Origin of the sequence: Paraburkholderia sp. XV (assembly GCF_020177535.1) — a bacterium.
GTDB classification, from domain to species: domain Bacteria; phylum Pseudomonadota; class Gammaproteobacteria; order Burkholderiales; family Burkholderiaceae; genus Paraburkholderia; species Paraburkholderia caribensis.
In genome coordinates, this window is record NZ_JAGUUD010000005.1 from 121,947 (window position 1) to 147,531 (window position 25,585).

Annotated in this window: 25 protein-coding genes; 12 read left to right on the plus strand and 13 right to left on the minus strand. The window is 61.5% G+C overall.

Translation table 11 applies throughout. The features are described from left to right. Window positions 1-28: 28 nt before the first annotated feature. Window positions 29-1,327 (minus strand): MFS transporter, encoded by a 1,299-nt coding sequence (locus KFO72_RS04585; protein ID WP_054932277.1) that lies wholly within the window; start codon window positions 1,325-1,327, stop codon window positions 29-31. A 375-nt stretch (window positions 1,328-1,702) separates the two neighbouring features. Between KFO72_RS04585 and KFO72_RS04590 the strand changes: the two genes are divergently transcribed. Beyond that, window positions 1,703-3,679: an SMP-30/gluconolactonase/LRE family protein gene (locus tag KFO72_RS04590; RefSeq protein WP_225031501.1), complete on the plus strand. Its 1,977-nt coding sequence runs from the start codon at window positions 1,703-1,705 to the stop codon at window positions 3,677-3,679. A gap of 77 nt (window positions 3,680-3,756) precedes the next feature. On the opposite strand, the gene KFO72_RS04595 is transcribed toward KFO72_RS04590, so the two are convergent. Next, on the minus strand, window positions 3,757-4,173 hold the full coding sequence (locus KFO72_RS04595) for a cupredoxin domain-containing protein (protein ID WP_062918108.1): 417 nt from the start codon (window positions 4,171-4,173) through the stop codon (window positions 3,757-3,759). A gap of 550 nt (window positions 4,174-4,723) precedes the next feature. Between KFO72_RS04595 and KFO72_RS04600 the strand changes: the two genes are divergently transcribed. Continuing rightward, complete coding sequence (locus tag KFO72_RS04600; RefSeq protein ID WP_054932274.1) at window positions 4,724-5,113, plus strand: hypothetical protein; 390 nt, start codon at window positions 4,724-4,726, stop codon at window positions 5,111-5,113. 53 nt (window positions 5,114-5,166) lie between these two features. Here the strand turns inward: KFO72_RS04600 and KFO72_RS04605 are convergent, their stop codons facing one another. Next, window positions 5,167-5,499, minus strand: coding sequence for a c-type cytochrome (locus tag KFO72_RS04605; RefSeq protein WP_225031502.1), 333 nt, complete (start codon window positions 5,497-5,499; stop codon window positions 5,167-5,169). Between the two features lie 574 nt (window positions 5,500-6,073). Here KFO72_RS04605 and KFO72_RS04610 point away from each other — a divergent pair. Beyond that, window positions 6,074-6,544, plus strand: coding sequence for a hypothetical protein (locus tag KFO72_RS04610; protein WP_225031503.1), 471 nt, complete (start codon window positions 6,074-6,076; stop codon window positions 6,542-6,544). 40 nt (window positions 6,545-6,584) lie between these two features. Here KFO72_RS04610 and KFO72_RS04615 read toward each other — a convergent pair whose 3' ends face one another. Further along, on the minus strand, window positions 6,585-7,163 hold the full coding sequence (locus tag KFO72_RS04615) for a DUF308 domain-containing protein (protein ID WP_225031504.1): 579 nt from the start codon (window positions 7,161-7,163) through the stop codon (window positions 6,585-6,587). A gap of 434 nt (window positions 7,164-7,597) precedes the next feature. On the opposite strand from KFO72_RS04615, the gene KFO72_RS04620 reads away from it, so the two are divergent. From KFO72_RS04620 to KFO72_RS04640, 5 genes are all read left to right on the plus strand, one after another. After that, window positions 7,598-10,144, plus strand: a complete 2,547-nt coding sequence (locus KFO72_RS04620; RefSeq protein WP_225031505.1) for a type VI secretion system Vgr family protein — start codon at window positions 7,598-7,600, stop codon at window positions 10,142-10,144. A 26-nt stretch (window positions 10,145-10,170) separates the two neighbouring features. Beyond that, a complete protein-coding gene (locus KFO72_RS04625) occupies window positions 10,171-10,956 on the plus strand; it encodes a DUF4123 domain-containing protein (RefSeq protein ID WP_225031506.1) in 786 nt (261 codons plus the stop codon). A gap of 50 nt (window positions 10,957-11,006) precedes the next feature. Continuing rightward, window positions 11,007-11,450, plus strand: coding sequence for a DUF3304 domain-containing protein (locus KFO72_RS04630; protein WP_197496941.1), 444 nt, complete (start codon window positions 11,007-11,009; stop codon window positions 11,448-11,450). 10 nt (window positions 11,451-11,460) lie between these two features. Next, window positions 11,461-13,053 carry a T6SS phospholipase effector Tle1-like catalytic domain-containing protein gene (locus tag KFO72_RS04635; RefSeq protein ID WP_225031507.1) on the plus strand — a complete coding sequence of 531 codons (1,593 nt, stop codon included), beginning with the start codon at window positions 11,461-11,463 and terminating at the stop codon, window positions 13,051-13,053. Window positions 13,054-13,479: 426 nt separating this feature from the next. Then, window positions 13,480-13,881, plus strand: coding sequence for a hypothetical protein (locus tag KFO72_RS04640; protein WP_224099342.1), 402 nt, complete (start codon window positions 13,480-13,482; stop codon window positions 13,879-13,881). Window positions 13,882-14,094: 213 nt separating this feature from the next. Here the strand turns inward: KFO72_RS04640 and KFO72_RS04645 are convergent, their stop codons facing one another. Then, window positions 14,095-15,054, minus strand: coding sequence for a LysR family transcriptional regulator (locus tag KFO72_RS04645; RefSeq protein WP_225031508.1), 960 nt, complete (start codon window positions 15,052-15,054; stop codon window positions 14,095-14,097). A gap of 131 nt (window positions 15,055-15,185) precedes the next feature. Here KFO72_RS04645 and KFO72_RS04650 point away from each other — a divergent pair, with 131 nt between their 5' ends. Further along, window positions 15,186-16,352 (plus strand): mandelate racemase/muconate lactonizing enzyme family protein, encoded by a 1,167-nt coding sequence (locus KFO72_RS04650; protein WP_107201431.1) that lies wholly within the window; start codon window positions 15,186-15,188, stop codon window positions 16,350-16,352. 37 nt (window positions 16,353-16,389) lie between these two features. On the opposite strand, the gene KFO72_RS04655 is transcribed toward KFO72_RS04650, so the two are convergent. Continuing rightward, entirely contained in the window at window positions 16,390-16,848 is a 459-nt protein-coding gene (locus tag KFO72_RS04655; RefSeq protein WP_225031509.1) for an HrpB1 family type III secretion system apparatus protein, read from the minus strand. A 311-nt stretch (window positions 16,849-17,159) separates the two neighbouring features. Between KFO72_RS04655 and KFO72_RS04660 the strand changes: the two genes are divergently transcribed. Further along, window positions 17,160-17,831, plus strand: a complete 672-nt coding sequence (locus KFO72_RS04660; RefSeq protein WP_060608253.1) for a hypothetical protein — start codon at window positions 17,160-17,162, stop codon at window positions 17,829-17,831. A gap of 85 nt (window positions 17,832-17,916) precedes the next feature. Here KFO72_RS04660 and KFO72_RS04665 read toward each other — a convergent pair whose 3' ends face one another. Both KFO72_RS04665 and KFO72_RS04670 read right to left on the minus strand, forming a co-directional pair. After that, on the minus strand, window positions 17,917-18,405 hold the full coding sequence (locus KFO72_RS04665; RefSeq protein WP_176053627.1) for a lytic transglycosylase domain-containing protein: 489 nt from the start codon (window positions 18,403-18,405) through the stop codon (window positions 17,917-17,919). A gap of 14 nt (window positions 18,406-18,419) precedes the next feature. Beyond that, window positions 18,420-18,746, minus strand: a complete 327-nt coding sequence (locus KFO72_RS04670) for a hypothetical protein (RefSeq protein ID WP_225031510.1) — start codon at window positions 18,744-18,746, stop codon at window positions 18,420-18,422. Between the two features lie 263 nt (window positions 18,747-19,009). On the opposite strand from KFO72_RS04670, the gene KFO72_RS04675 reads away from it, so the two are divergent. Beyond that, window positions 19,010-19,993 carry a phage tail tip lysozyme gene (locus KFO72_RS04675; protein WP_225031511.1) on the plus strand — a complete coding sequence of 328 codons (984 nt, stop codon included), beginning with the start codon at window positions 19,010-19,012 and terminating at the stop codon, window positions 19,991-19,993. 240 nt (window positions 19,994-20,233) lie between these two features. Here KFO72_RS04675 and KFO72_RS04680 read toward each other — a convergent pair whose 3' ends face one another. The 5 genes from KFO72_RS04680 to KFO72_RS04700 form a co-directional block, all read right to left on the minus strand. Continuing rightward, a complete protein-coding gene (locus tag KFO72_RS04680) occupies window positions 20,234-20,953 on the minus strand; it encodes a winged-helix domain-containing protein (RefSeq protein WP_062918096.1) in 720 nt (239 codons plus the stop codon). 319 nt (window positions 20,954-21,272) lie between these two features. After that, entirely contained in the window at window positions 21,273-22,325 is a 1,053-nt protein-coding gene (locus tag KFO72_RS04685) for a catalase family peroxidase (protein ID WP_225031512.1), read from the minus strand. Window positions 22,326-22,367: 42 nt separating this feature from the next. Then, window positions 22,368-23,339, minus strand: a complete 972-nt coding sequence (locus KFO72_RS04690) for a hypothetical protein (RefSeq protein ID WP_062918094.1) — start codon at window positions 23,337-23,339, stop codon at window positions 22,368-22,370. Window positions 23,340-23,484: 145 nt separating this feature from the next. Next, window positions 23,485-24,420, minus strand: coding sequence for an anti-sigma factor (locus KFO72_RS04695; protein ID WP_225031513.1), 936 nt, complete (start codon window positions 24,418-24,420; stop codon window positions 23,485-23,487). Next, entirely contained in the window at window positions 24,417-24,965 is a 549-nt protein-coding gene (locus tag KFO72_RS04700) for an RNA polymerase sigma factor (protein ID WP_054932258.1), read from the minus strand. Before KFO72_RS04700 ends, KFO72_RS04695 begins: the two co-directional genes overlap by 4 nt. Window positions 24,966-25,251: 286 nt before the next feature. Between KFO72_RS04700 and KFO72_RS04705 the strand changes: the two genes are divergently transcribed. Beyond that, window positions 25,252-25,584 carry a DUF2322 family protein gene (locus tag KFO72_RS04705; protein ID WP_054932257.1) on the plus strand — a complete coding sequence of 111 codons (333 nt, stop codon included), beginning with the start codon at window positions 25,252-25,254 and terminating at the stop codon, window positions 25,582-25,584. Window position 25,585: the final 1 nt, after the last annotated feature.

A 25,585-nucleotide genomic window follows, 5' to 3' on the forward strand; every position in this document is an offset into this window, starting at 1 on the left:
TTCAGACGTGTGCGGGACGAGCGCGGGATCAATGCGCTGGCGTCAGCGTCACGGCGCGGCGGCGATAGAGCGCGAGTGTCGCGCACAGGGCGCAGACGGCGGCGAAGCTCATCCAGTAGCCGGGCGCGGCCTTGTCGCCGCTAACGTGAATGAGGGCGGTCGAGATCGCGGGCGTGAAACCGCCGAACACCGCCGTCGCGAGACTGTAGGCCAGCGAGAACCCCGCGACGCGCACTTCCACGGGCATCACTTCCGTCAACGCGACGACCATCGCGCCGTTGTAGATGCCATACATGAACGAGAGCCACAAGAGCACGAGCAGCATGTTGATAAAGCTCGGCGCGTGAGCGAGCAGCGACAGTGCCGGATACGCGGTCGCGATGGCGAGCACCGTCATGGCGAGCAGCAGCGGCCGGCGGCCAATCCTGTCGGAGAGCGCCCCGCCGATCGGCAGCCACACGAAGTTCGACACGCCGACGCACAGCGTCACCAGCAGGCTGTCCGCGGTGCTCAGGTGCAGGACCGTCTTGCCGAAGGTGGGCGCGTAGATCGTGATGAGGTAGAAACTCGTGGTGGTCATCGCCACCAGCATCACGCCTGCGATCACGACGGCCCAGTTCTGGACCAGCGTGCGGAACACCTCCTTCATGGCCGGGCGATGCTGGCGCGCCTTGAACTCCTGCGTTTCCTCGAGATTGCGGCGCAGCATGAAGATGAACGGCACGATCATGCAGCCGACGAAGAACGGCACGCGCCATCCCCACGCCGCGATGGCCGTCGCGTCCAGCCATTGATTGAGCGCGAAGCCGAGACCTGCCGCCACGACGATCGCCACCTGCTGGCTCGCGGACTGCCAGCTCGTGAAGAAGCCCTTGCGGCCGGGCGTGGCCATCTCGGCGAGATACACGGACACACCGCCCAGCTCCGCGCCCGCCGAGAAGCCCTGCAGCAGCCGCCCGATCAGCACCAGCGCCGGTGCCATCAGGCCGATCGTCGCATAGCCCGGCACAAAGGCGATCAGGATGGTGCCGCTCGCCATGATGGAGAGCGTGACGATCAGGCCCTTGCGGCGGCCGACGTCGTCGATATAGGCGCCCAGCACGATCGCGCCCAGCGGCCGCATCAGGAAGCCTGCGCCGAAAACCGCGAAGGTCATCATCAGCGAGGCGAATTCGCTCGCGGCGGGAAAAAAGACGTTGGCGATCTGCGTAGCGTAGAAGCCGAACAGAAAGAAGTCGAACTGCTCGAGGAAATTCCCGGCCGTCACGCGGAAAACCGCTGCGGCCTTTGAATGCCCGGGCGAAGGGATAGAGGGCGAGGGGTGCATCGAGGTGTCTCCTGAAATCCTGTGAATGCGCGGTAATCCGGCGGATTGTCGTTTCAGGAATGTTCGCCCGGAACCGGTCAAACGATAAGTGCAATGTTGTGAACGATTGATGTTCATTGGTTATCAATCGATGCCGTGCCGGCGTCACGCTTTGCGGTGCGGATGCGCGCGGCGGCACTTTGCCTGATCGCTCAACTCGCGCCGCGCGTCGCCGTTAACCCGTACGACGTCCCGCACCCATTCGACGCGTCACTTCGCTCGCTTCGCGACGTATGGGCTCGAATCGTTGGGCCCGGACTGCAAGTTTGCCAGGGTTGGCAACACCGCGCCATGGACGTCCGTGCTGCACGGCGTGCGATCAAACAAACATCTCTCATGGTTTTCAAAGGACTCTGTACCGCATTAGTCGCAGTCGTGCTGAACCTGGCGGCTGCGTCCGGTTGCGAGGCTCAATACTCCACCGGCTGGTTGGCCAACACACATGGCACGGCGACGACTCGCGTGGGCAATGTGGCTCGCTCGATGTGGGTGGCATCGGAAGGGGTGATCTATACCGCGTCGATGTGGGACGAGGGCGAGGGCGGCATCGCGATGTATCAGAATGGACAGAACATCGGATCGATCGGCGCGCACGGCGAGTTTCAGGGCGGCGCGATCACGGGCAACTCGACCTCGCTGTTCGCTGCGCTGCAGTTCAACGTCGCATATGGAAGCGGGAAGATCGGTCGATACAACCGGCAAAGCCGCACGCGCGACCTGCTCATTGCGGTAAGCGACACGACCACCGAACGCCTCGCGGATGTCGTCACGGGACTCGCCACGTCCGGCGCGCTGCTCTACGCGAGCGATTTTCCAGGCAACCGGGTGCGGGTGTACACGACCTCGGGGGACTGGTTGCGCGATATCGCTGTGGCAGGGCCGGGCGCGCTCGCGGTGGACGCGGGCGGCAACATCTGGGTCGCGCAGCCGGGCACGGGTGCCGTGGTCCAGTTCAGCCCGACAGGTGAACGCAAAAATACCATCCAGCTGGCAGCGAAAGCACAACCCGCTTCGCTATATTTTGACGCGGTCACCGGGCAGCTATGGATTGGCGACGAAGGGCCGGACATGAACATCAAGATCTATGACGTCTCCAGCACACCGTATGTTGCCGGAACATTTGGTGTTCAAGGCGGATACCTCAATGCGGTCACGGGGGTCAAGGGGCAGGTAGGCGACAGGCGGTTCACGCGCGTGACGGGGATTGGCCGGGATTCTGCGCGCAATCTCTATGTGCTGAACAACCCGTGGGGCGGATCATGGGATCTCGGCCGCAACGGAGGCACCGACATCCACGCATACGATGGCACCGGCGTGTTGCGCTGGCAGCTCCAGTCGGTGAACTTCGAAGGCAACGCCGCGCCGGACCCAGCCACCGACGGGGCGATCTTCTACGGCGGCATGCACATCTATGCGGGCACTCCGGGAGGCGCGTACGTTGCGAACACAATCGATCCGTTTACCTACCCCGCCGATCCGCGCATCAATCTCGCCGACCACGAACGCGGCGAACATTTCGCCCAGGTCGTCAGCGTGGGCGGACACCGGATACTCGTTGCAGCAAGCCAGAACCCGGATACCTTTTACTTTTTTCATTTCAATCGGACCAGCGGGTACATTGCGATTCCCGATAGCACGCTGCCGGGAACGGCGTTCGGTACGACGGTAAAAGTCCGAAACGGCTTTTGCCTGGATAGCAAGGGCGATATCTGGGCTGGCCTCGACAAGACCAACGCGATTTCACACTATCCGCTGACGGGTTTCGACGCGGACGGCAAACCGTTGTGGGGTGCCGCGATCACGATGCCGATTCCGGCGACGATCTCGCAACTGACGCGCATCATGTACCTGCCCGAAAGCGATACGATGGTACTCACCGGGATCACGGGCAGCACGGACTGGACCGCGGTTGGATCGCGTGTCGAGGTGTATCACGGATGGCTGGCCGGCAACAGAACTGCACCGGATCCCGTGATCAACCTGACTGGCGCCAATCCCAAATCGGTCGTGGCGGCCGGGAATTATCTTTTTGTGGGCTACGTCCATACCGTGCCGAATATCGATGCGTACAACCTCACGACGGGGAAGCTCGATATCACGCTCGTCAATAGCAACCCGAACGCAGTCGATGTCGGCAACGACGTGGACTCGATGTATGGACTTCGGGCGTACCGGCGTTCGAACGGCGAATATGAAGTCACGAAGGACAACTACAACGATTCGAGCATCGTGCTTTATCGCTGGACGCCGGCCGCCTCGAGCGGGGCCGGCGCGAGTGCGGCGAAGTCGATGATGGTGTCGCCATTCAAGTGAATTGACGATGCGCATGAGCCGCGGCGATCGGGCTGACGCATCATCCTGGATGAATGGCGTGCCGTTCGTGCGTCGCCTCAGCGCGCAACGACGAACGATGTGTGCATGCCCATCTCATAGTGCCCCGGCCGGTTGCAAATCAGCACGTAGTGTCCTGGCGCGAGTTTCAATGACAGGTGCTTTGTCGAGCCCTGCGCCAGGTCCTCCACTTCGCCCATTTTCTTGAACCGGCTTTCCGTGACCTGGCCTTTGTGGACAGGCAGATGCGCATCGTCCATGTCTGTCTTCAGCACCACCAGCTCATGTTCGGTATTGCCGCTCGTTGCGTTGTTCACCTCGAACGTGACCCGCCCGGCATTCACCGTAGCGGGATCGAGTTGAATCATGTTGTCCGTGAGCTTGACATGGATCGTCCCGTCGGCATTGGCGCTCAGCGGCGCAACGCCGAGTGCGAGCGCCGCCAGCATGTACACAGCATGGTTTCTGTCGATCATGATGTTTCTCCTCGAAGGGCTGCGTCGCCTCGCCACGGCGCCGGATTCGCCGGCCCCGTAAGCTCCTGGGTCCAATGTTCTCTCGATGAGTGTCGGGCGTCTGCGGAAACGTTCTCCAATCTGCATGGGTAAGAACCCTCGTCATCGTCGCGGTCGCTCGAGACCATTTATCGCGGCGCTCAAAGCTTAGCCTTCGCGCAGCGGTGCAAGCAGGCTTGCACACATTGCGCGCGTGAATGTCGTCACGGATGAAGGACCCGAGCTTGCCAGTGCCGGCGAGCCTCGCAGATAGAACGTGAATGGGTGTCGAAATATTCCGCCCAATTTCGGCCTTCAGGCGGATGCTCGCTTTCGAAATTGCGGAGGATGGTCAGTCGATGGTGAGGGATCGGTTGTGACAGGGTGCTGGTCCATTGCAACACCTGTTGAGAGCGCTTACTTCATCGAAGCACCATGCCAGGCCATTTGCGATGTCTGTGCGGCACCGAACAGAACCGATCGCGAACCAGGCGAATAGTGGCAGTCGTGCAAGGCCGAACTGGGAATCGTGATGCGCGTTAATCTCTCTCTCCCTCTGTTTGTTCTGCCATTCCTGGTTGTCGGCTGCAACACGCCGCCCATTCCGCCGGGAAAGTCCGTCGATATTCCGACTGCTCTGGAACACGTTTTAGATGGCCTGTGCAATGCGAAGAAGAATCTCGCGGCACATAAGCAGGACTATGGCGTTGCGCTTGATTCGATTACCGTGGAGCTTGATCTGACTGTCGACGGGACAAAGAATCCTCCCGTGGCGGTTGCCCCCGATATTCAGTTTGTTCCGACCGTCAGTTACGGGCAGATCATCACAGCGACCAAGGGAAGCAGGCTCACGCTTACGTTCAGGAATACCGCTGCCACCAGCGCGTCAGGCGGCGTGGAGTGCAACGTCTCCAAACAGTAAATCACGCACGGGAACGGCGCAGCCGATCGTAGCCAGGCGGTCGCGCCGTGCGTTCAACGCTTCGTCACCGATAGGTACGCGGCGACCTGATCGATTTGTTGTTCATCGAGTGCGGACGCGACGGCCTTCATCGTGCCGGGCTTCGCGCCGCTTTCCTTCGCGCGTGCCTGAAACGCATGGATTCGGGCGATCGTGTATGCAACCGGCTGACCTGCAATGGCAGGGAAATGCGCACCGTTGCCCCTTCCGCCTGCACCGTGACAACTGAAGCAGGCGGGAATGCCGGGCGCGCCCAGTTCGGCCAGCTGCTCACCAGCCGAGAGAACCGCCGCTGATGATCCAGGAACCGCGACGACGGCAGGCTTCGGCGTTTGCGCGGCCGGCATGCCGTCTGCGGCCGGGACCCGGTTTTGTGCAAAGCACGTGCTCGCGAATGCGCAGAGCGATAGTGTCGCGCACATGCGCGCCATCAAGCTGAAGAATGAATCGGTATTCGGGTGGGGGCCGCGTAAGTTCAGAGTATCCATCGTTCGCTTTGCATCAGGCTGAGCCTATACGGTACGCACATGCAGGGCGCGGAAAGGTCAGGAACGCACGGCTTTTTCGGATCTCAACGCTCGCACGCGATGTGGCCGCCTTACCGCGAAGTGGCCTGCAAGATGCGCTGCGTTTTGTCTGATCACGCACACGAGCGCGAGGTCCGCAGACGCACTGCATCAGAAGAATTTCGATCGGCTTGCGCGCAGCGTACAGGTTGATTGCCTAAGGTGACTTCAGCGTTTATGCTGAACAGATTGTGCTGCGTGGTGAATGACGAATGATGAATGACGATCCGCGCGGCCAGGTGGCCTATCCCACTCGACTTGACATGGGACTCAGGTTGGCCCGACGCGGGACGTCCCATGCTTCAGTTCGAGTCGGACCGTTGAACACAGGATGTTCGAGCGACGGGAGAAGTCCATGCGCAAGCCTCTACAGACGGGCGCTATGTTGATGGCACTTGCCCTTGGCGGAAACGCAGCCGCTCATCCGGACATCGCGAGTTGCTGCTTTCGAGAATCTGATTCGGGCGAGAGTTGGGAAAGCCACGCGGCAAGCGTATCGCGGCCAATGGCGACCGGCGATGACAGGAACGTGGCAATCCCGGATGTGTCGCTTCCCGAGGATTCGTTCCGTCCCATCGAACGCGTGGCTCCCGGCAGACTGGATAAATCGGTCAGTTACGTGAGCACGGTTCGCGAGGGCGTGACGAACAGCAACGTCGATGACGGCAGACCAGCCCTCCATCCGTCGACGCCGGACACGGCGGCGACGCTCCCTGCCACGATGGGTGCGCCGCGTGTTGTCCTGGATGGCACGGCCATGCTCACCGGTAGCTGGCTAAGCAGCGGCCAATACGTACTCACGTTCGTCCTGAACGCCCGGAATTGACGCCAGGCGACTGCCGCCATGTGGCAATTGCGCCCGTTCTTCAAGACGTTCGAAGCGCCTTGCGGCGAAGCTGGCCGACCGATAGCCACAACGCAGAAACGAGAAAGTAGACGGCGCCTACGGCTGCGTAGCCGGCCACCCTGCTAATCGCGGAATGCGTCGGCGCGCCGCTTTGCATCAGGAAAAATGCCCCTGCCAATGCCGACTGTCCGCCGCTCAGGATCATCGCCCATTGCGCGCCAAGGTGTTTCCAACGGCGGACGGCAGTGGCGAGTTGAAGCAATCCGGAAAGTATCGCCCAGGCGCCGAATACACCCAGCACCCAGTTCAATCCCAAGGCCACCATCACCGCAACCGTTGCAACGGCACTGATGATGACGTTGATGGTTTGAGTAGGATTGTCAGCCATCCCACCGTTACGCGACGCGTCGATGTAATTGGCCAGAGCATCCCACGCGGGATACACGACCAGCAGTGCAACTGCGGTGACCGGGAAGTGCTGCCCGACGGAGAAAGCCAGTACGACCCAGACAACGGAAAATGCAGTCCGGACGAAATAGTAGCGCGTGAGCCAGCGTTCGTTCTGAGCTCGAGTGATATCTTCCTGACGATCAACCATTGCAACTCCCTAACGGATTCTAATGAACGTGCCGAAGGGAAGGATCGCACTGGATTGGAGCCGGTGGCATCGGTCAAATGACCGACCATGGGCGGGCGTGCGTTGTGCGATAGACGTGCGTAATGGAGGCCTGGTAAGAAATATAAAATGATTCCGGCTTCATTTAAATGGTGCCGCGTAAGGCGATTCGATTCTCACGATTCATTCTAAAAAGGCACCGTTTCCGTGCGGGGCGCGCCAGTCATATGGTTTCGGTCATTTTTTCCACGAAGCGCCGGGCAAATGCAGGTTTTACCATTGCATGAAAATGCCAGCCGCATATTTAACCTTTTTTGAATCGCTTTTGATGATCATTTAAAAATTATTGGGTCGCCTGTTCGTTTTAATCTTGTAAAATCGCGCGCATTAATCAGCAACAAACAAGAAGAGGCGTTATGGGGGCGCAGGATATTATCGCGGCCGTCACGGGTGGGCTTGCGCAGGGCGACCGGTTGTTGAAGCTGGATACGCCGCTGGGCGGCGACCTGGTTGTGCCGCAGCGGGCGGTGGGCAGTTCGCGCATCGGGAGGCACTTCGATTTCACCGTCGACGTCGTCTCGACTTCTTCGGGCATCGAACTTAAGAAACTGATCGCGCAGCCCGTCACGCTCTGGCTACAGCAGTCTGACAAGTCTTATCTGCCTCATAACGGCTTCGTGCACACCGCACGCCGGCTCGGCTCTGACAGTGCGCTAACCAGTTATCAGATCGGGTTCGCATCGTGGATGCATTTTCTCAAGTTCCGGCGCGACCAGCGTATCTGGCAGGACATGAGCGTCGAGGATATCGTCAGCGATGTGTTCAACGCGCATCCTCAAGCCCAAGGGCGATTCCGGTTTGAACTGTCGAAGCCGCGTCCCATACGCTCGTATTGCCGGCAGGACGAGTACGACTGGAACTTCGTGCATCGGTTGCTGGAGTCGGAAGGCCTGTATGGTTTCTGGCAGCAGGCGCAGGACGGCAAATCCCATACGCTGGTGATCACGGACAAACTCTCGGCGTTCGTCGCGATGTCACCCGGAACGGTGCAGTTTTATCGCGCGGGAACGAACAGCGAAGCGGATGCGCTCACGCAATGGTCGGGCACGCGCACGCTTCAAAGCGCGCTGCTGACCACGCGCACGTTCGACTACAAAAGCCCGTCCAGCGTATATAACCCGAAGGGCACCAGCACTCCCACGATGCCCACGCAAGGTGCGTTGCCTGCGCAAGCCGAGGTCTACGAATACACGGGCGCTTACACGTATGGGCCGCAGGATCGCGGTGACGCGCTCTCGCGCATCCGTGTGGAGGAATGGGAGTCACAAGCGAAGCGCTTTCACGGAGCGGGAGGCGTGCGTGGCATCGACGCCGGACGGCGCTTCTCATTGAGCGGGCATCCCGATCACGACCGTGATGCTGCCGGTCAACGGGAGTTTGCCGTGATCGAGACCGTCTGGACGATTGAGAACAACCTGCCTGTCAACCGTGATGCGCCGGTGTTTCCTCATAGCCTGCAGGCGTCGGTGGCGGCCGTCCGTGCGCGGCATGAAGGTGCGACGGCGGCCGGCCCGGTGTCCGTCAACGGATCGGAAGGATTCTTCCGGGTCGATATCGAGGCGCAGCGCACGACGGTGCCGTATCGCAGTCCGCTCGAGCACGAAAAGCCAGACGTGCAACTCGAATCGGCAATCGTTGTCGGGCCGGGGAACGAAGAAGTCTATAGCGACGAACTGAATCGCATCAAGGTGCGCTTCATCTGGGACCGGCTCAATAGCGGAGACGAACGCGCGTCGTGCTGGCTGCGCGTCGTGCAATCGGATACGGGTGGCCGTTATGGCGGTGTGCATCTGCCGCGTGTCGGCGAGGAAGTTCTTGTCGATTATGTCGATGGCGATTGCGACCGGCCGATCGTGGTTGCCCGGATCTACAACGGCGCGATGAAGCCGCAATGGCATTCGAACGGCTTGCTGTCCGGTTACCGGTCGAAGGAATTCGGAGGCAGCGGATACAACCATCTGGTGATGGATGATGCGACCGGGCAGAATCGCCTCCAGCTTTATAGCAGCAGCGCGAATTCGTCTCTGCATCTGGGTTATCTGATTGCACAGAATGGAAACGAGCGGGGCGCCTATCTGGGCAGCGGGTTCGACCTGAAGTCGGACGCGTATGGCGCGGTGCGCGCGGCGCAAGGTCTATATGTCACAACTCACCCTGTAGTTAGCCAGCCACTCGATGTGCGCGCGGCGAGTTCACAACTGGTGAATGCCGGGAGCGTGCTGGGTGCCATGTCAGATGCGAGCACGACGCATCAGGCGGAGAGCCTTAAGGATGGCAGCGACTCGCTGAAGTCCTTGACGGATGCAACGCAAGATAGCGTAGCCGGTTCTTCGTCTGGCGGTAACACGGCGGGCGGCGGCACGGGCAGTGCGGCAGCGTTCCGTGATCCCGCGATGCTGATGGCAAGTCCGTCAGGCATTGCCTTATCGACGGGACAATCAATACATATCGCGGCCAATGAACATATCAACCTTGTCAGCGGACAGAGTGCGTACTTGGCAGCGGGCCATGCGTTCGTAGCGAGCGTTGCCGAAAAGCTCAGCCTGTTCACGCTGAACGCCGGCATGAAACTCTTTGCGGCCAAAGGCAAAGTTGAGATTCAGGCCCATTCTGGCGACATCGAACTGACCGCGCAGAAGGCCTTCAAAGTACTATCCGCGACGGAAAATATCGAAGCGGCGGCCAAGCAGGAGATCCTTCTCACATCGGGTGGCGCGTACCTGCGGATCAAAGGTGGAAACATCGAGATTCATGCGCCGGGAAAGATCGACATCAAGGGCAGTCAACATTCATTCGCTGGGCCGACGGGCGATGCGTACCCGCTGCCTTCGATGCCTAAGTCCATCTGCATTCCCTGCCTGCTCGCCGAATACTCGCAGGGCGCGTTGCTGGGTACGAAGTGAGTTCGAACGTGCCCACACTCAGGACTATGACGGCCGACGCGCTGGAGCAGGAAATTGTCGGTTTCCTTGCCCGCGACGCAGGCCGGCCGCTTTACGCCTTCGTATATGGCGTCGCCTATCCGACGCTTTTCTCTGCGTTGGCGGGCAGGGCGCGAGGCTTTCCGGCAACCTCGAATATCGAACTGGTGTTCGACGCCGCTGACGACACGGGTGCAAGGCAATTCGGACCGTTTGTCATCCCGATCGAACCGTCGCGACGGGATGTGGTACGCGAGCTATGCGAGAAATGCGTGGAGGATCCGCGCGGGCTCTCTTTCATCGTCTCACCGCTTTCGCTGCAACGGCTTGTCGAGGCAATCAGGAATAGACTGGATGCCGTGTGCGACGATGGAACGGAGTGGCAGGTCAAACTGTTCGACACGCGCGTGATACCCGTATTGGCACAGGCATTGACGCAAGCACAGTTGACGTCGTATCTCGCGATGGTCGACGAATGGTGGTATCTGGATCGCAAGCGCTCGCTTCAGAAAGTGATCCATGGGTTTCAGGCCAATGCGGACCACCGTTCGCCACTGAGGTTGAATGATCGACAGGTCAGCATCTTTACCGACGCGGGATTAACCGATTCGATTCTTTACATGTTGGCGCAGACGGATGACGACCTGCTTGCGATGATCGACGAGTCGACCCGCTACGACATCGTAGCCAATGCGCTGCACGGGGCGACCGAGCGGGAAAAGAACAGTTCCTTGCTGCTGGCTGACCGGGCACGTTGCGCACTGATCGCATTTTGTGAGGAAAAACTCGAGTGATGCATTTGAGAAAACTGCTCAAGGTTGGCATTCTTGTCGGAGTCGGTATTGTGGAATCTTCAAGTTTGACGGGTTGCGCGAAAGAGCCGTATGAGCTCGAACTCGTGGGGTATGACTACACGAACCGGGCTTTGCTCGACTTCGCGGTGAACGGCATTTCGGGCGGCAACATATTCCTGAGCACAAAGACATCGGGCGGCGGCAAATACGCTTGCTGTGTCCGGCTCGATCGCTCGACGAAAACACCCTTCATGGTCGACGTCGAATACATGCGCGAAGCGCTGGTGGCCTATCCCTCGGACAAGATCGTCGAGCCCGCCGACCAGGACCATCTGAAGGCACGCGTCGAAGTCAAGGGGCCTATTCCTGAGAAACCTGCGTATCTCGAAGTGCACTTCTATCCGGATGGTCATATCGAAGGTGCGATTTCGGGTGACGACGGACCTTCGCCGCCGCGTTTGAAGCTCGAACGCCGCTTGCCCTACGTTCGCTGACGGGGCGGGCATGCTTGACGATACCCAGCTTACACCGATGGCAGGACTGCGCCCGCTGTCGCTCGAAGAGCGCAGGCAACGCGCGGCCGCGATGGCTTGCCTCGACCCGTCGAAGAAGCCCGGCACGCCCGACTGCTCGCAAACGGTCTGGATTTCGGTCTTCTTTGATGGCACAGGCAACAATCGTTTCAACGACACACCGAAGCTCAAACACAGCAACGTCGCGCGGTTGTTCCTGACGCATCCGGAAAGCGATGACGAACTGGGTAAATACGCGATCTATGTTCCGGGTCTCGGCACGCCGTATCCGGAAATCGGCGAGCACGGCTACAGTACGATGGGGCTCGGCGTGGCGTCGGGCGGCGACGCACGGCTTGCGCGGGCGCGCGCCGATTTCGATAAGCTGGTTGCGAAAGCCAAAGCGCGCGCAAAGAATCCGACACAGCCGATCCGGATGATCAATCTGGCGCTGTTCGGTTTTTCGAGGGGCGCGGCGCTTGCGCGCGCATTTGCGATTCAAGTTGCAAAGGACTGTCGCCAGGGTGCGGGCGGCTGGACATATCAAGGGCATCCCATTCGCCTGTATTTCATGGGACTGTTCGATACCGTCGCTTCGGCGGGTGTGCCCGCAGGCGCCAAAACCTATGACCACAGTCCACTCGTCAGAATTGGGACCTATGTGATCTCGCCGTTGGCGGGCATTGGATTGTCCTTCACGAATAAAGACGGTCACTACGAGTGGGCGAAGGATCTGCGCATACCGGCAATGGTGGAACAGTGCGTCCATTACGTCGCCGCGCATGAAGTCAGAGATTCGTTTCCGCTCGATTCCGTGCGCGACGGGAAGCACTATCCGGCCAATGTTCACGAGGTCGTCTATCCGGGTGTGCATTCGGATGTCGGCGGCGGTTACGCGCCAGGGGAGCAGACGCGCGCCTTGAAGGACGAAGACAAGCTCAGTCAGGTGCCTCTTCTACATATGTATCGCGCGGCGAGAACGGCGGGCGTGCCGTTGTCCGCGCTTGAAACATTGGGTCCGGGTATCAAGGGGACGTTCGCTGTCTCGTCAAGGACGGCGGCACTGTTCGACTCGTATATGAGCCGCGCGCAGGCGAGTGGCCCCATCGAGAAGGCGACGTCGGATCATCTCTACCAGATGTATATCGCGCGCAGCTATCTGTCTAAGCTCACGAATGACGAGAAAGCGCAGGCACGGGTGACAGCCTCCGAGCAGGTGCTTGCTGAGACCCACAATAACGACCTCGTGCCGAACGTCAGGAAGGAACTCGCCATTGTCACGGCGGATGGCAACGCGGTTAACGAGGCCACCGCCGCCGCGGAGACGAGGCGGCTCAATGGTGGAAAGCTCAGCTTGCGGGAAGAGACGCTTGCAAGAGCCTATGAAGATGTCACGTTGATCGTCGGACCTGCGGGCCAACGGGACCAGTTGCTCGAATTTTTCGACTATCTGGTCCACGATTCCGTCGCCGGTTTCGCGAAAGACTTTTCCAAGTTGCAGAACTGGCGAATGATGTACTTTGGTCAAGTCGCTTATGAGCCGGCGAATGACTGGAGTCTGTCGGGGCCCGCATCGCCGCTTTAGAGGTCATGCAGACGCCACACGGATTTTCGTAAAACGCGTTGTTCTTCGCGGTCAGATAGCAATTGCAAAGCGCGAAGGCACGATCCCGAATCAGCTGCAACGCGACGAACCGTTTCCTTGTCCCAATAGATGCACTGCCCTGTCTCAGGTGGGGTCAGGATTCGATGGAAATCCACAGTCAGGGGACTGGACATGGATCGGGTCGAGAAATCCGTTTTCATCAGCTATCGCCGCACTCATGCGCCGCGGGCATTGGCGGTTTTTCTGAACCTGACGCAGCACGGATATGACGTATTTTTCGACTATTAGGGCATTGCTAGTGGCGACTTCGAGACTGTCATCCTCGAGAACATCAGAGCCCGCGCGCACTTCCTGATTCTGCTCACGCCTTCTGCCCTGGAGCGCTGTGATGGGGCCGATGACTGGTTGCGCCGTGAAATCGAAGTCGCCCTGAACAATCGACGCAACATCGTGCCGCTGATGCTGGAGGGTTTCGATTTCGGCACCCCGGCGATTGCAAACCACCTAACTGGCAAGATCGACGCGCTTAGGCGCTACAACGCGCTGCGCCTACCAATGGAGTATTTCTTCGAAGCCATGAGCCGCCTGCGCGACAGACACTTGAACGTGCCGCTGACGGCTGCGATTCACCCTGCCTCAATGACCGCGCAAAAGGCCGCGAAAAAAGATCAGGCGTCGGCTGCCACGGCTGTCGCGGTGGATGGGAACGAACTTACGGCGCAACAATGGTTCGAACAGGGCTTCAACGCGACGGATCCGAACGAGAAGGTGCGCTGCTATAGCGAAGTTATTCGTCGTCTGCTGTGAACCGGATCAGAGGCGAAGTTCAGGCAGCCACTGCCGATTACCAGAAATACCTCAACCTGCTTGGCAGTAAGAGAGAGGGGGAAAAGGCATAGCATAAGGGTGAGAGCAGGACGGCCGGTCTGCCAAATGGTCGTCGCCGCTTTAAACGGCGTCGAAGCGCTCTTTTCAGGTCGCTCCGCACACGGTGCAGTCAGCGTGACTGCGACACCAGCCTCACGCCTTTCGTCCCCCTCGCTTCTTCCGGGCAAAAATCGCAGCCCCCGTTTCAACCGGAATGAATGGCGCCTGAAAATGATCGATCAGAAAATCGATAAATGCCCGTGCGCGCGCAGTCTGGTTCCGCTGGCTGGGATAGTAGACAAACAGATCCGCCGACGGCAATACCGTTTCCGGCAGAACCAGTTTCAATCTGCCGCTCTGAACGTACTTCGCCAGATCCCATTCGGAACGAATCAATATCCCATGTCCATCGAGCGCCCATCGCAGCACGATATCGCCGTCGTTGCTCGACAGCGCGCCCTTGACTTTCAGCGCTTCCGTGCGGTCGCCCTGCATGTACCGCCAGACGCCATACGCATCGTCGTTCTGTCGATGAATGATGCAACGGTGCTGAACCAGATCTTCCACGCGCTCCGGTGTGCCGAAACGTTCGAGATATCTGGGTGAGGCGCAGAGAAAGCGCCGATTGCTCATGATGCGCCGTGCGCTAAGCCGGCTGTCGGGTAGTTCGCCGAAGCGGATCGCCATGTCGAATGCTTCCTCGACGAGATCGATGGGCCGGTCGGTCACTTCGAACTGGATCTCGACATTGGGAAACCGTTTGGCGAAGTCGGACACGAGCGGCGCGATCGTCGTGCGCCCGAAGCCGAGCGTCGCGTTGATCCGTAATAGCCCATGCGGGTCGGACCGGGACCCGGATATGTCGTCTTCCATCTGCCGGACTTGCGCGACGATCTGCGTCGCGTAGCGCAGGTAGGTCTCGCCTTCCGGCGTGAGGCTGACACTGCGTGTGGTCCGGTTGACGAGGCGCGCGCCCAGTCTCTGTTCGATCAGCCCCAGCCGCTTGGTCGCCGCCGGCGGCGTGAGATCGAGCGCACGCGCCGCGCCCGACAGGCTTTTCAGCCTGGCGATGAGGATGAAAAACTCGAAATCGGAAGCCGGGTCGGTCGTCACTTCGGTTTATTCGCCAAAAGTAAAAAATGAAATGAATTCAGGTGAATTCTAACGTGGCGTTCCGCGGATAAGCTAGTTTCCATTGCAGCCAGACACATGCAAAACGTGCTCAAAACTCAGGAGACGCCATCATGAGAATCGTTGAAATCCGCGAAAAGACCGTTCCGATCAGTTCCCCGATCCGGAATGCCTATATTGACTTCAGCAAGATGACGCTGAGTCTCGTCGCCGTGGTGACGGACGTCATCCGGGACGGAAAGCCGGTTGTTGGGTACGGCTTCAATTCCAACGGTCGCTACGGCCAGGGCAAGCTGATGCGCGAGCGTTTCATTCCGCGCATTCTCGAAGCCGATCCCGCCACGCTCGTCGACGATACGGGCGACAACCTCGATCCGCACAAGATCTGGGCGACGATGTTCACGAACGAAAAGCCGGGTGGCCACGGCGAGCGTTCGGTCGCCATCGGCACGATCGACATGGCGATCTGGGATGCGGTGGCCAAGATCGAAGGCAAGCCGCTGTTCCAGTTGCTGGCGGACCGTTACGGCGATGGCCAGCCCAATCGCAAGATCTTCGTGTATGCCGCGGGCGGTTACTACTACCCGGGCCAGGACCACGAAAAGCTGAAAGACGAGATGCGCAGCTACATCGACCGTGGCTATACGGTGGTGAAAAAGAAGATCGGCGGCGCTTCGCTCGACGAAGATCTGCGCCGTATCGACTCGATCCTGAGCGTGCTGCAGGACGGCCAGAAGCTCGCCGTCGATGCCAACGGCCGCTTCGATCTCGACACCGCTATCCAGTACGCGAAGGCACTGTCGCAATACGACCTGTTCTGGTACGAAGAGCCCGGCGATCCGCTCGACTTCGAATTGCAAGCCACGCTGCGCAATTACTACGACAAGCCGATGGCGACAGGCGAAGACCTGTTCTCGATGCAGGACGCCCGCAACCTGATCCGTTACGGCGGCATGCGCCCCGACCGCGACTGGCTGCAGTTCGACTGCGCACTCAGCTATGGCCTCGTCGAATACCTGCGCACGCTCGACATGCTGCATCAGCACGGCTGGTCGCCGAGCCGCTGCATTCCGCACGGCGGACACCAGATGTCGCTGAACATCGCGGCGGGCCTTGGTCTCGGCGGCAACGAATCCTATCCGGACCTGTTCCAGCCGTACGGCGGTTTCCCCGATGGCGTGAGGGTGGAAGGCGGCTATATCACCATGCCCGATCTGCCCGGTATCGGTTTCGAAGGGAAAGCCGATCTCTTCGCCGAGATGCAACAGCTGTCGGCATAGGCCGCTAATCTTCGGCACGAGCAACGCGCCATCACTATCAACTGTGCTCCACCGCGCGAGTCGTCTCGATTGCAGCAAGCACGCGCATCGACAGTTCCGGACCATGAACGCTCGCAGCCTCGTCATTGGGCACGTTCAGGAACCGCGCGACGATGGCGATAGCCGTGTCGTTGCCCGTATCGACGGTGTCCGTCGCGGCGCGCCGCCACTCATCGTCGTGCTGCATGAAAAGACACAGCGCAAATAGCGCCGACACGACGGGCAGATTCGCGTGACGGCTCGTCACGTGGCGCAAAAGGCTCGCGGCTTCGCGCCATTGCGTCTGGTTGATCAGCAGACGCGCCTCGCACACGTCGGCCAGCGGGCTGTCCGGCTGCCACGCACGCAACGCGCCGAGCATGTCATGCAACTCCGGCATGGCGCCGATGCGCATGCCGCCTGAAAACACCGACATCATCGCGTTGAGCACGGATGGACTGCATTGAAGATTCGACATGGCGGTCTCGCATGAACGGTTGACGATCGAAAGCGGGCACACGCCCGACACTGCATTCTGTGTGCGCCGTCGCCATTGGTCTTTCGGCTGCGCGAAGCGTCGTGCCGCGTGCCGAAGCGCGTCCTCGGCGGGGTGAAGCGGGCACGACGTCCCGGCGCGGTGCGGCGCGTCGACTGCATGCGTCATTCGCGACGCGTCACGCGGCTTCGCGCTGCATGCGTGTGGCGTGCTCACATGAATCTATCGTCGAGGCTGAATCGGGATCGGGCAAAGATCGCCGGTTCGTCTTCTTTTTAACCAGAGAGAATTCGATGAACTCCATTACCCAATCCTTTCTCAATCCCGTGAACTACACGCCCGTCGGCGGCATGACGGGAGGCGCGTCGCAAGCTGTGCCGGGTCAGGGCGGCGACGTCGGCAAGCTGCTGCAGGATCTGTCGCAACTGATCGACGGTCAGCAGAACAACGCGGGCGGCGCGAACAACGTCAGCCAGTTCCTGCAGGATCTGGCGGGCGTGCTCGGTGGTCAGCAAGGCGCACAAGGTGCGCAAGGCGCGCAGAATCCCGCTTCGCCGATGGGCGGGCAGCCCGGTTCGATGCCGCCCGCGGGCTCCGCTACGGGGGCGTCTGCCAGCAACGGTCTGGGCACGGCTGGACAGGGCATGCACGACATCAAGATCAACAGCAAGGCGGGCGGCGACGCACTGCATCTGCAGGAAGACTCGCAGGGCAACCTGTACAACGGGAGCGGCAACAACGTCGGCCATATGGGCGCGGACGGCTCGGTCACGTTGAACTCGGGCGCGACGAAGGAAGCCGCGATTCTCGAAACGGGTCACTCCAACGGCAAGATGAACATCGCGCAGGTGTTCGGCGGCGGCGGGCTGACGAAGCCGGAAACGGGCGATGGCGGCAACAAGGTGTTCGATTCGTCGCAGGTGTCGGTGTCGTCGGGCGATCTGAATCAGAAGAACGACGTCTGATCGGACGCGAGATGCGGCGCGCGAGATTCGTCGGACGCGCCGCTGTTGTGCCGACGCGCTGCTCACCAACGACTCCGCAAAACGCTCAACGCGCGGCCAGCGAGGCCGCCGTCACCGGGATCGCATGCGCAGGATCGCGCCGCCAGCGTTCGATGATTGCGGCAATGCGGCGCGCGTAGTCGTCGCGCAGCGCAGGCGTCGACGAATGATAGGCGCCCACGGCCGTCCACGTGTTGCCGTAGCGCACCACCTGTTTGCGCAGATGCCACGCAGCGATATAGACGTTCTTGCACGGCACCATCAGCGCGTCGCGCCGGATGCCGTATCGCTCCAGCTCCGGCAGATGGATCGAGTTGATCTGCATCACGCCGTAGTCGGTCGAGCCGTTGGCGTTCGCATGGGTCGCGTCGGCGTTGTTGTGCGATTCCTGCCACGCGATCGCGCGCAAGATCAGCGGATTCAGACGTTGCCAGGCGGCGGCATCGTCGAAGCAGTCGGCGCGGGCTGCCGGCGTCGCAAGCGACATCGACGCGCCCAGCAGCGCGCCGGCGAGACGCAATGCGCGGCGGTTCATGCGGCGCTCCGGGGTCATGGCGTCATGCCATCGCGCGAGCGCATGTCGTGCCAGTGCGCGAGCCATGCGTGGTACGCGTCGATGCGCGCCTCACGGCGTGCTTCGGCGAGGCGGTCCTGTTCGAGATGCGCGTCTTCGCGATGTGCTTCCTCGCGATGTGCGTCGAGGCGCCTTTGCTCCGCGCGCGCGGCTTCACGATGTCGCGCTTCGATCCCGTCGTCGGCGGCGTTCACGTTGAGCAAGCCGTCGCGTTGCGCGGTCTGCGCGAATGCGTGAGCGCACAACACGACGGATAGCGAGATGGACATGGCAATGACGGCGCGTCGTCCGGAGAGGCGCATTGAGTTGCTCCTTGATGGTTCGGCATAAGCGGGCGGGATGGGATGCGAACGAGGATACGAGCCACGCCGTATCGAACACCCGCGCGACGCGAAGCATCGATACGGCCGGGCGAAGCACATGGCGGCGCGCTGCGCTTTCGCGTTTGCACATCTGGCTTCGTGCGCCGCGCGGTCCGGCCGCTGAAGAGCTTTTATCGTGACGCCACCAGGTCGACGACGCATTCGATACGGCGCTGCGTCGGCCTTCTCCTCAGAGGACTCGGATGAACACTCTTTCTCTTCTCAACGGCGTGGGTGGTGTGTCGGGGCTGTCGCCCGTCGCGGGCGTGCAGGGCGATGGCGCGTCTCGGGACGCATCGGTTGCGAATCTGCTGAGCGATATCGCGAAGCTGATCGACGGCGGCGGAGCGGGGCAAAGTACGGGACAAGGTGCGGGGACGGCGGGCGCATCGGCGGTCGGCGATAGCGGTCTGTCGCAGTTCTTCGCCGACCTCGCCGCCATGCTGCGCGACCCTGACGGCACGGGCGCGCAAGGCGGGGCGGGCGGCACGCCGTCTGGCGGCTACGATAATTTCGCGGCGATGCCCGGCAGCAGTGCGGCGGCCATCGGCAATGGCGGTGCAGGCAATACGGTCGCAAGCAATACCGCCGCAAGCAATACCGCCGCAAGCAATACCGCAAGCCCGAACGGCGCGCCCGCTTCCACGTCGGCACCGCCTCCGACGCGCGCTGCATCGACAGGCGCCGCACCCGAAGGACTCAGCACCGCGCCGCAAACCCAAGCCTTGTCGCCTGCGCAAAGCAAGCAGACCGCCGACGCCTACGTCAGCAATCTGCAAAAGGACTTCGGGCTTACGAAGGATCAGGCGGCGGGCATTGTCGCGAACCTGTGGCACGAGAGCGGCGGCATGAACTCGGGCATCAACCAGGGCGGCAAGATCGGCGCGCCGGGTTCGAACATGGCCGACGACAACGCGAACGGATACGGAATCGCGCAATGGGGCGGTACGCGCAAGCAAGGTCTGCTCGACTACGCGCGCCAGCACAACCTCGATCCATCGAGCGAGGCCGCGAACTACGGCTTTCTGAAACAGGAGTTGCAGACCTCGCAGGCGGGCGCGATTGCGGCCGTCAAGGGCACGAATAGCGCACAGGCCGCGACGCAGGCCTTCTGCAACGCCTTCGAGCAGCCGTCCGATCCGCAGATGGCATCGCGTCTCGGGTATCTGAACCAGATTCTTGCGTAAGACTTCACGCCGCCCAATAGGCGGCGACGCGCCGTTTGAGGTCGGCGCTCGCACGCCGTTGACGCATGCGCGAAGGGTAGTTCGCATGCGTGAACGGGCGCATCACAACGAGCATGGCGAATGGATACCGGTGGCGGGCGGGTTGCCGCATCGTCGGGCGCGTGCATCGTGTGCCGCGCGGTCGCATTCGTCCTGCACTGTGCCTCTTTCCAATCTGCGCTGTGGTGCTCGAAAGCCCGTTCACGCGGCCATCGGCTGTCGACTGTCGAGCGTCTCGTCATGCCGTGCGACGAACACATAGCCGAGCGAGTAGACCGTTTTCAGCGGCGACTCGTCGCGGCTATCGAGCGCGAGCTTCGAGCGCAGCTTGTAGATGTGCTGTTCGAGCGAGCGGCCCGCGAGGTCGGCGTCCTTGCCCCACACGGCGTTGGCGAGTTGCTCGCGGCTCATCAGCGAGCCTGCGTTCATCAGCAGCAGCCATGCGAGGCTCAGTTCGCGCGCGGTCAGCGCTACGCAACGCTCGCCGAAGCTCACCGTGCGCGCGGTCCGGTCGATCGTGTAACCCGCCACCGTCAACCGGTCGACGACGCGCGAGCCACGGCAACGCGAAATCGAGCGCCGCGCGCGCGCCATGATTTCTTCGACGTTCGCCGTGCCGATCACGACTTCATCGACGCCCGCGTCGAGCGCCTCGATCACGGCTTCGCTGTCCCACGAACGGCCGATCATCATCACAGGCAGATCGGTGCGGAAATGGCAACTGCGCCACTTCAGTGTCGCGAGCGCGGGAATCTGGCTCTGCGTTGCATCGAAGATGACGAGCGCCGCCGAATCGCGTTGCAGGAAGCGGATCAGCGAAAGCTCGTCGGTGAAACGCGTGCAGGATGTGCCGTTCTGTTCGAACGCTTCACTGATCTGTTTGAACAGCACGTCGCTGAAAGTGAAACAGGCAATTCGCATGTGTACTCCATTACCATCGCGGCGCGACCCAGGCGCGCCGATATCCCCCGTCGTTCTGGTCCGAGGCGCCGTCTATGTTTTTGCAGCGCTCTCGTCATACAGAACACCTGATAGCAAGGGGCTATTCCATCCGTTTCTCAATCGGTGGCGAATGCGAATGAACACGCGAAAAGTGCTTGTGGGACAAAGGTTTGCAGCGCGAGCCCCGCGGCATCGAAAGACGCGGCGCAAAAAATCTTTTGTGCTTTAGCGCAGCGAAGAACCGTTCGATCAAACGAAGCGCCATCGCGCACGCGCCCACTATCTGGGTGAGCCGCGCTTACTTGTCTGCTGCGTAGCGTTGCTCTTCATGCACGCGGCGTTCATGCGACTGCGCATACGCGGCGGAACGTGCCTTGAGCAGGGGATCGTCAGACGGCGCAATGCCATCGGGCAGCTTCAGCGGATCGAAGCTGATATCGCGGCATGGGCCGTCGATCTGCGGCTCTTCACGCTGCACGACGAGCGTGCCCACGTCGATCTGCGTGCGGTTCGCGGGCCATTGGCGTGTCGAATCGTTAGTGACGTCGCCCGGTTGCGCGAGCGTGATGATCATGTGCCAGCGCACGGGGCCCTGCCGCAGACGCCCGGCGAGACCGCGCTCCAGAAAATCCGTGTCGTGCGTTTGCGCGGCGGCGAGCGGCGTATAGGCGTCGTCGGGTTCGACGCGCCAGCGCACGTCCTGCGCATGACCGTCGCGATCGATCAGCCGGAATGCCGAGACGCTATAGTACGCGGCATTGTCGAAGCCCGATGAAGGCGGATGATCGCGCAGCCATTGGTCGAAGCGCGCGGCTTCGGGATGCGTCTTCATGAACGCATCCATGCCGGGGTTGTCGCCGTACGTGGTGGCGTCGTGCGCTTGCCGGGAGGCTGCGAGCATGTCGAACAAGGCCTCGGGCGTGCGTACCGGAAAGATAGGCGCGGAGTTCATCGCGGTGCGCCATTCGCCGCCGCCCGGCGTGACGATGCGCAGCGCAAGGCTGCGCACGTTCGAGGCGCCATCGGCCTGCGCGGGATTGCCGCCGCCGATCGACAGGCGTCCCACCACCTGCGACCTGCCCGCTGCGAACACGCTTGCGCGCGAGAGCGGCGCGGCGTTGCCGTTGCTGTCGAAATAGCCGGTCACGCACACGCCTTTAGCGTGATTGCGCCGAAAGCCGGGGTGCTTGCCCGATACGGCTTCGAAGCGATCGACGATCTGGTTCGCCGTGGGCTGCGTGCCGAGCAGGCCGCCGAGGCCATGCGAGTACGCGTACGCGCCTGCAATCGAGCCAAGCGTGACGACGGCGAGCGCACCGCCCGCGACAATGCTAAAGGGAAGTCTGGGCATGAATCGACAACGGATACAACACGCGTCAGTGCGCGCGCGGGATCAAACCGAACCGAACAGCGGATCGAAACGGCGTTCGGCGATCTCCTTGCCAAGCGGCGCGAGATCGCCATTGCTGGTTGCGCCGATCAGCGCATAGCCGAGATTGGACTCGCGCCACGTGACGACGTTCATCGTGTCGATGCGTTGCGACGCGACGGACTGATTCGCCTTGTTTTCCTTGATCACGCACAGCGCGACGGGATCGCCTTTTTGCGGCAGATAGATGATCTGCACGAGAGGGCGTCCGTGGAATTTCAGGCGCTGCACGCGGATGAAGCGCAAGCCCGCCTTGCTGAGGTCGGGCACGCTCAGCGCAATGCCGTCCTCGCTGCGAATCTCGTTGACGGTGCTTTGCGCGTCCGACGAATCAGGCCACAGATGCGCGACGGTATCGCGTGAATAGAGTTGCTGATAGCTCGCGGCGACCTGTACCCACGGCAGCGAGCCCATCGTTGCGGACGCGACTGTCGCGGTGTTGCCAGACGGCTTGCCGGGCGCGTCGAGGCCGACGCCGGGCGCGAGCCGCAGCACGATTGCGGAGCAGAACGCGCCGCCGACGAACGCGACGGCAAGCCACGCCGGCGCGATGCGCAGGCGCGAGCGCACGGGCGCGGAAGGCGGCATGTGCGCGTCGTGTCGGATCGCGGAGTCGTTCGCGCCCGGCGCGTTGCCTTGCGAAGCGGCGGGCGCCACGGCCTGTTCGGCCTGCTGGGCTTGCGCGGCGGCGCTCAGCTTCGCGGCTTGCGTATGCGCGCGGATCAGATCGTCGACACGTCTGGCAAGACTCTCCGGTACGGGCGGCAGTTTCTGCGCGGCGAATGCTTCGCGATAGGGCAGGCGCGACGCCTGGAGAAGGGCGACCTTATCCGCGAACTCCGCGTGTGCGCGAAGTTCGTCCTCGATCTGCTGACGTTCTTGTGGCGATAGTTCGTCGTCGACATACGCCATCAGCACGGTATCGTCGACTTTCATACGCTCGGGCCTTGGTAGGGAGTACCGCAACACGCTAAATCAATCATGTCACAGCTATCTGAACAACAAGTATAACGTCCTGTCCACGCATGGGGGCAATGCTCCGATCCGACGTGCTTCCGCGCGAAGAACCTTGCATGCCCCGTCAACTCGCCACGGGCCGCTCGGGCAGCGGCGCCTGGCTGAACATCGCGTCGACATCGCGCTTCGCGATCAGCTTGCCGAGCTTGTCGAGATCGACCTGGCCCGCCGTGCCGATCAGCGCGTAGCTCAGCTCCGACTGCCGCCATGTAACGACGTCCATGTCGTCGATTTTCTGCTGCGCGAGCGACTGGTCGGGCTTTGCGTCCTTCACGACGCACAACGCGACCGGGCCGCCCGTTTGCGGCAGATAGACGATCTGCACCAGCGGCTTGTCGTGAAAGCGCAGCCTCTGGATGCGCTTGAACGTCAGGCCTTGCGCGCTGAGATCAGGCACGCGCACGGGCAAACCGTCGATCTGATGGATGTCGGCGACGGTTTTTGCCGACACGGCCGCGTCTGTCGCGACGGCCACCGTGTCGCGCGAATAGAGCGCCTGATAACCGGCGGCGGCCATCACCCACGGCGAAGCGGGTTGCGCGGACGCGACCGTTGCAGCACCGCCCGGCAAACCCGGAAGGCTGGGCAACAGCCGCAAGCCGACCACGCAAGAGAACACGCCTGCCGCGAACGCGGCGGCAAGCCACGGCGCGGAAAAGCGCATGAGCGAACGCACGGGCACGGACGGTGGCAGGCCAAGGTTCGGCGGCGCGACGGCATCGTTCGCGGCGGGATCGGCGGCGGGGCCGGGCGGCACGGGCGCTGTCGCGCTCGCGTGCGTGCGCGACAGCTCGGCAATCTTGCGCGTCAACGATTCGGGCACGGGCGGCAGCTTCTGCTGCGCGAACGCATCGTGATACGGCAGGCTCGATGCGCGGAACAGTTCGATGCGCTCCGCCAGCTCCGGCGAGTCGTCGAGCTCGCGTTCGATCTCGCGGCGTTCCTCGATGTCGAGCTCGCCGTCAACGTAGGCCATCAGCGTGATGTCGTCTACTTTCATGACGCCGAGTCCTTGCCGAGGGTGGCCATTTTCATCGACGGGCCTGGCTTGCTGGCGAACAGCGCACCGATCGCCTGGCGCGCGCGCGACAGCCGGCTCATTACCGTGCCGATGGGAACGTTCAGCGTTTCGGCCGTTTCGCTGTAGCTGAGTCCTTCGACGGCGACCAGCAGCATCACGGCGCGCTGTGCCTCGGGCAGGCGCTGCACGGCCTCGATGATCTGCGCGTTCATCGTGATCTGTTCCGGGGTACGCGCCTTCGGGTCCTCGACCGTTTCGAGAAAGTCGTCGTCCCATTCCATGCTGGAGCGGCTGCGCACCGAACGGGCACGCAGTTCGTTGATCCACGTGGAATGGACGATCGAGAACATCCAGCTAAGCGGCGCGGTGTCCGCCTGCAACTGGTGCGCGCGTTCCAGTCCGCGCACGCAGGCACGCTGAACGAGGTCTTCCGCGTCGTGCTGGTCGCCGGAAATGCGCAATGCGAAAGCCCATAACCTTGGAAGCATCTCGGGCAGCATGCTGGACAAGTCTGCGCCTGTCATTGAAGTCGTTCCTTGCTACTGACTCGTTAGGCTGCCCTCGACGAAGGCATGAGGCCGGTGCGCGGCAAACGTTGGCGCACTCGAAGATACGGACGGAGTTCGAGCCAGCAATTTTAACGTTGATCGAACAATGTTGCTGACGAGCGTTTTCATCGCGAAGCGTTTGCGTTGGGGTCCGAAGCAGAAAGGCACGTGAAAGACGGTCATGGCATGCAAACTCGGCCGCCGCACATTCAATCGGCTAAGATACGGCCGGCCAGTTATTTTCGAACGATGGAGTGTTTCAGTGATTCAAGCGGGCAACGTATTCAAGGACAACCTCGCGCAACTGCCGGGCATCGACGGCATCGAGCGGATCGATCTCGTCGACGGCAAAGGCGCCGTGGTCGCGAGCATCGAGAACAAGCCGGGCAAGCAGGGCTCGGTTGCCGTGTACCACTATTTGCGCAACGCGTTCGGCACGCTCGACGCGAAGGCCGCCGAACATGGTCTCGCCGTGTTCGCCGAACATACGGCCGACGCGCGCAACCGACCGGGCGCGCATCCGAACGTGGACCGGCTGCTGGAGATCGCAGCGGGCGGCGAAGCACTGCGCATCGACGTCGTCGCAGCGGCCTGAG

Coding starts and splice junctions, on each gene's coding strand:
- KFO72_RS04585 (WP_054932277.1), bottom strand. CDS start 1,327: ATGCACCCCTCGCCCTCTATCCCTTCGCCCGGGCATTCAAAGGCCGCA.
- KFO72_RS04590 (WP_225031501.1), top strand. CDS start 1,703: ATGGTTTTCAAAGGACTCTGTACCGCATTAGTCGCAGTCGTGCTGAAC.
- KFO72_RS04595 (WP_062918108.1), bottom strand. CDS start 4,173: ATGATCGACAGAAACCATGCTGTGTACATGCTGGCGGCGCTCGCACTC.
- KFO72_RS04600 (WP_054932274.1), top strand. CDS start 4,724: ATGCGCGTTAATCTCTCTCTCCCTCTGTTTGTTCTGCCATTCCTGGTT.
- KFO72_RS04605 (WP_225031502.1), bottom strand. CDS start 5,499: ATGCCGGCCGCGCAAACGCCGAAGCCTGCCGTCGTCGCGGTTCCTGGA.
- KFO72_RS04610 (WP_225031503.1), top strand. CDS start 6,074: ATGCGCAAGCCTCTACAGACGGGCGCTATGTTGATGGCACTTGCCCTT.
- KFO72_RS04615 (WP_225031504.1), bottom strand. CDS start 7,163: ATGGTTGATCGTCAGGAAGATATCACTCGAGCTCAGAACGAACGCTGG.
- KFO72_RS04620 (WP_225031505.1), top strand. CDS start 7,598: ATGGGGGCGCAGGATATTATCGCGGCCGTCACGGGTGGGCTTGCGCAG.
- KFO72_RS04625 (WP_225031506.1), top strand. CDS start 10,171: ATGACGGCCGACGCGCTGGAGCAGGAAATTGTCGGTTTCCTTGCCCGC.
- KFO72_RS04635 (WP_225031507.1), top strand. CDS start 11,461: ATGCTTGACGATACCCAGCTTACACCGATGGCAGGACTGCGCCCGCTG.
- KFO72_RS04650 (WP_107201431.1), top strand. CDS start 15,186: ATGAGAATCGTTGAAATCCGCGAAAAGACCGTTCCGATCAGTTCCCCG.
- KFO72_RS04655 (WP_225031509.1), bottom strand. CDS start 16,848: ATGTCGAATCTTCAATGCAGTCCATCCGTGCTCAACGCGATGATGTCG.
- KFO72_RS04660 (WP_060608253.1), top strand. CDS start 17,160: ATGAACTCCATTACCCAATCCTTTCTCAATCCCGTGAACTACACGCCC.
- KFO72_RS04665 (WP_176053627.1), bottom strand. CDS start 18,405: ATGAACCGCCGCGCATTGCGTCTCGCCGGCGCGCTGCTGGGCGCGTCG.
- KFO72_RS04670 (WP_225031510.1), bottom strand. CDS start 18,746: ATGCGCCTCTCCGGACGACGCGCCGTCATTGCCATGTCCATCTCGCTA.
- KFO72_RS04675 (WP_225031511.1), top strand. CDS start 19,010: ATGAACACTCTTTCTCTTCTCAACGGCGTGGGTGGTGTGTCGGGGCTG.
- KFO72_RS04680 (WP_062918096.1), bottom strand. CDS start 20,953: ATGCGAATTGCCTGTTTCACTTTCAGCGACGTGCTGTTCAAACAGATC.
- KFO72_RS04685 (WP_225031512.1), bottom strand. CDS start 22,325: ATGCCCAGACTTCCCTTTAGCATTGTCGCGGGCGGTGCGCTCGCCGTC.
- KFO72_RS04690 (WP_062918094.1), bottom strand. CDS start 23,339: ATGAAAGTCGACGATACCGTGCTGATGGCGTATGTCGACGACGAACTA.
- KFO72_RS04695 (WP_225031513.1), bottom strand. CDS start 24,420: ATGAAAGTAGACGACATCACGCTGATGGCCTACGTTGACGGCGAGCTC.
- KFO72_RS04700 (WP_054932258.1), bottom strand. CDS start 24,965: ATGACAGGCGCAGACTTGTCCAGCATGCTGCCCGAGATGCTTCCAAGG.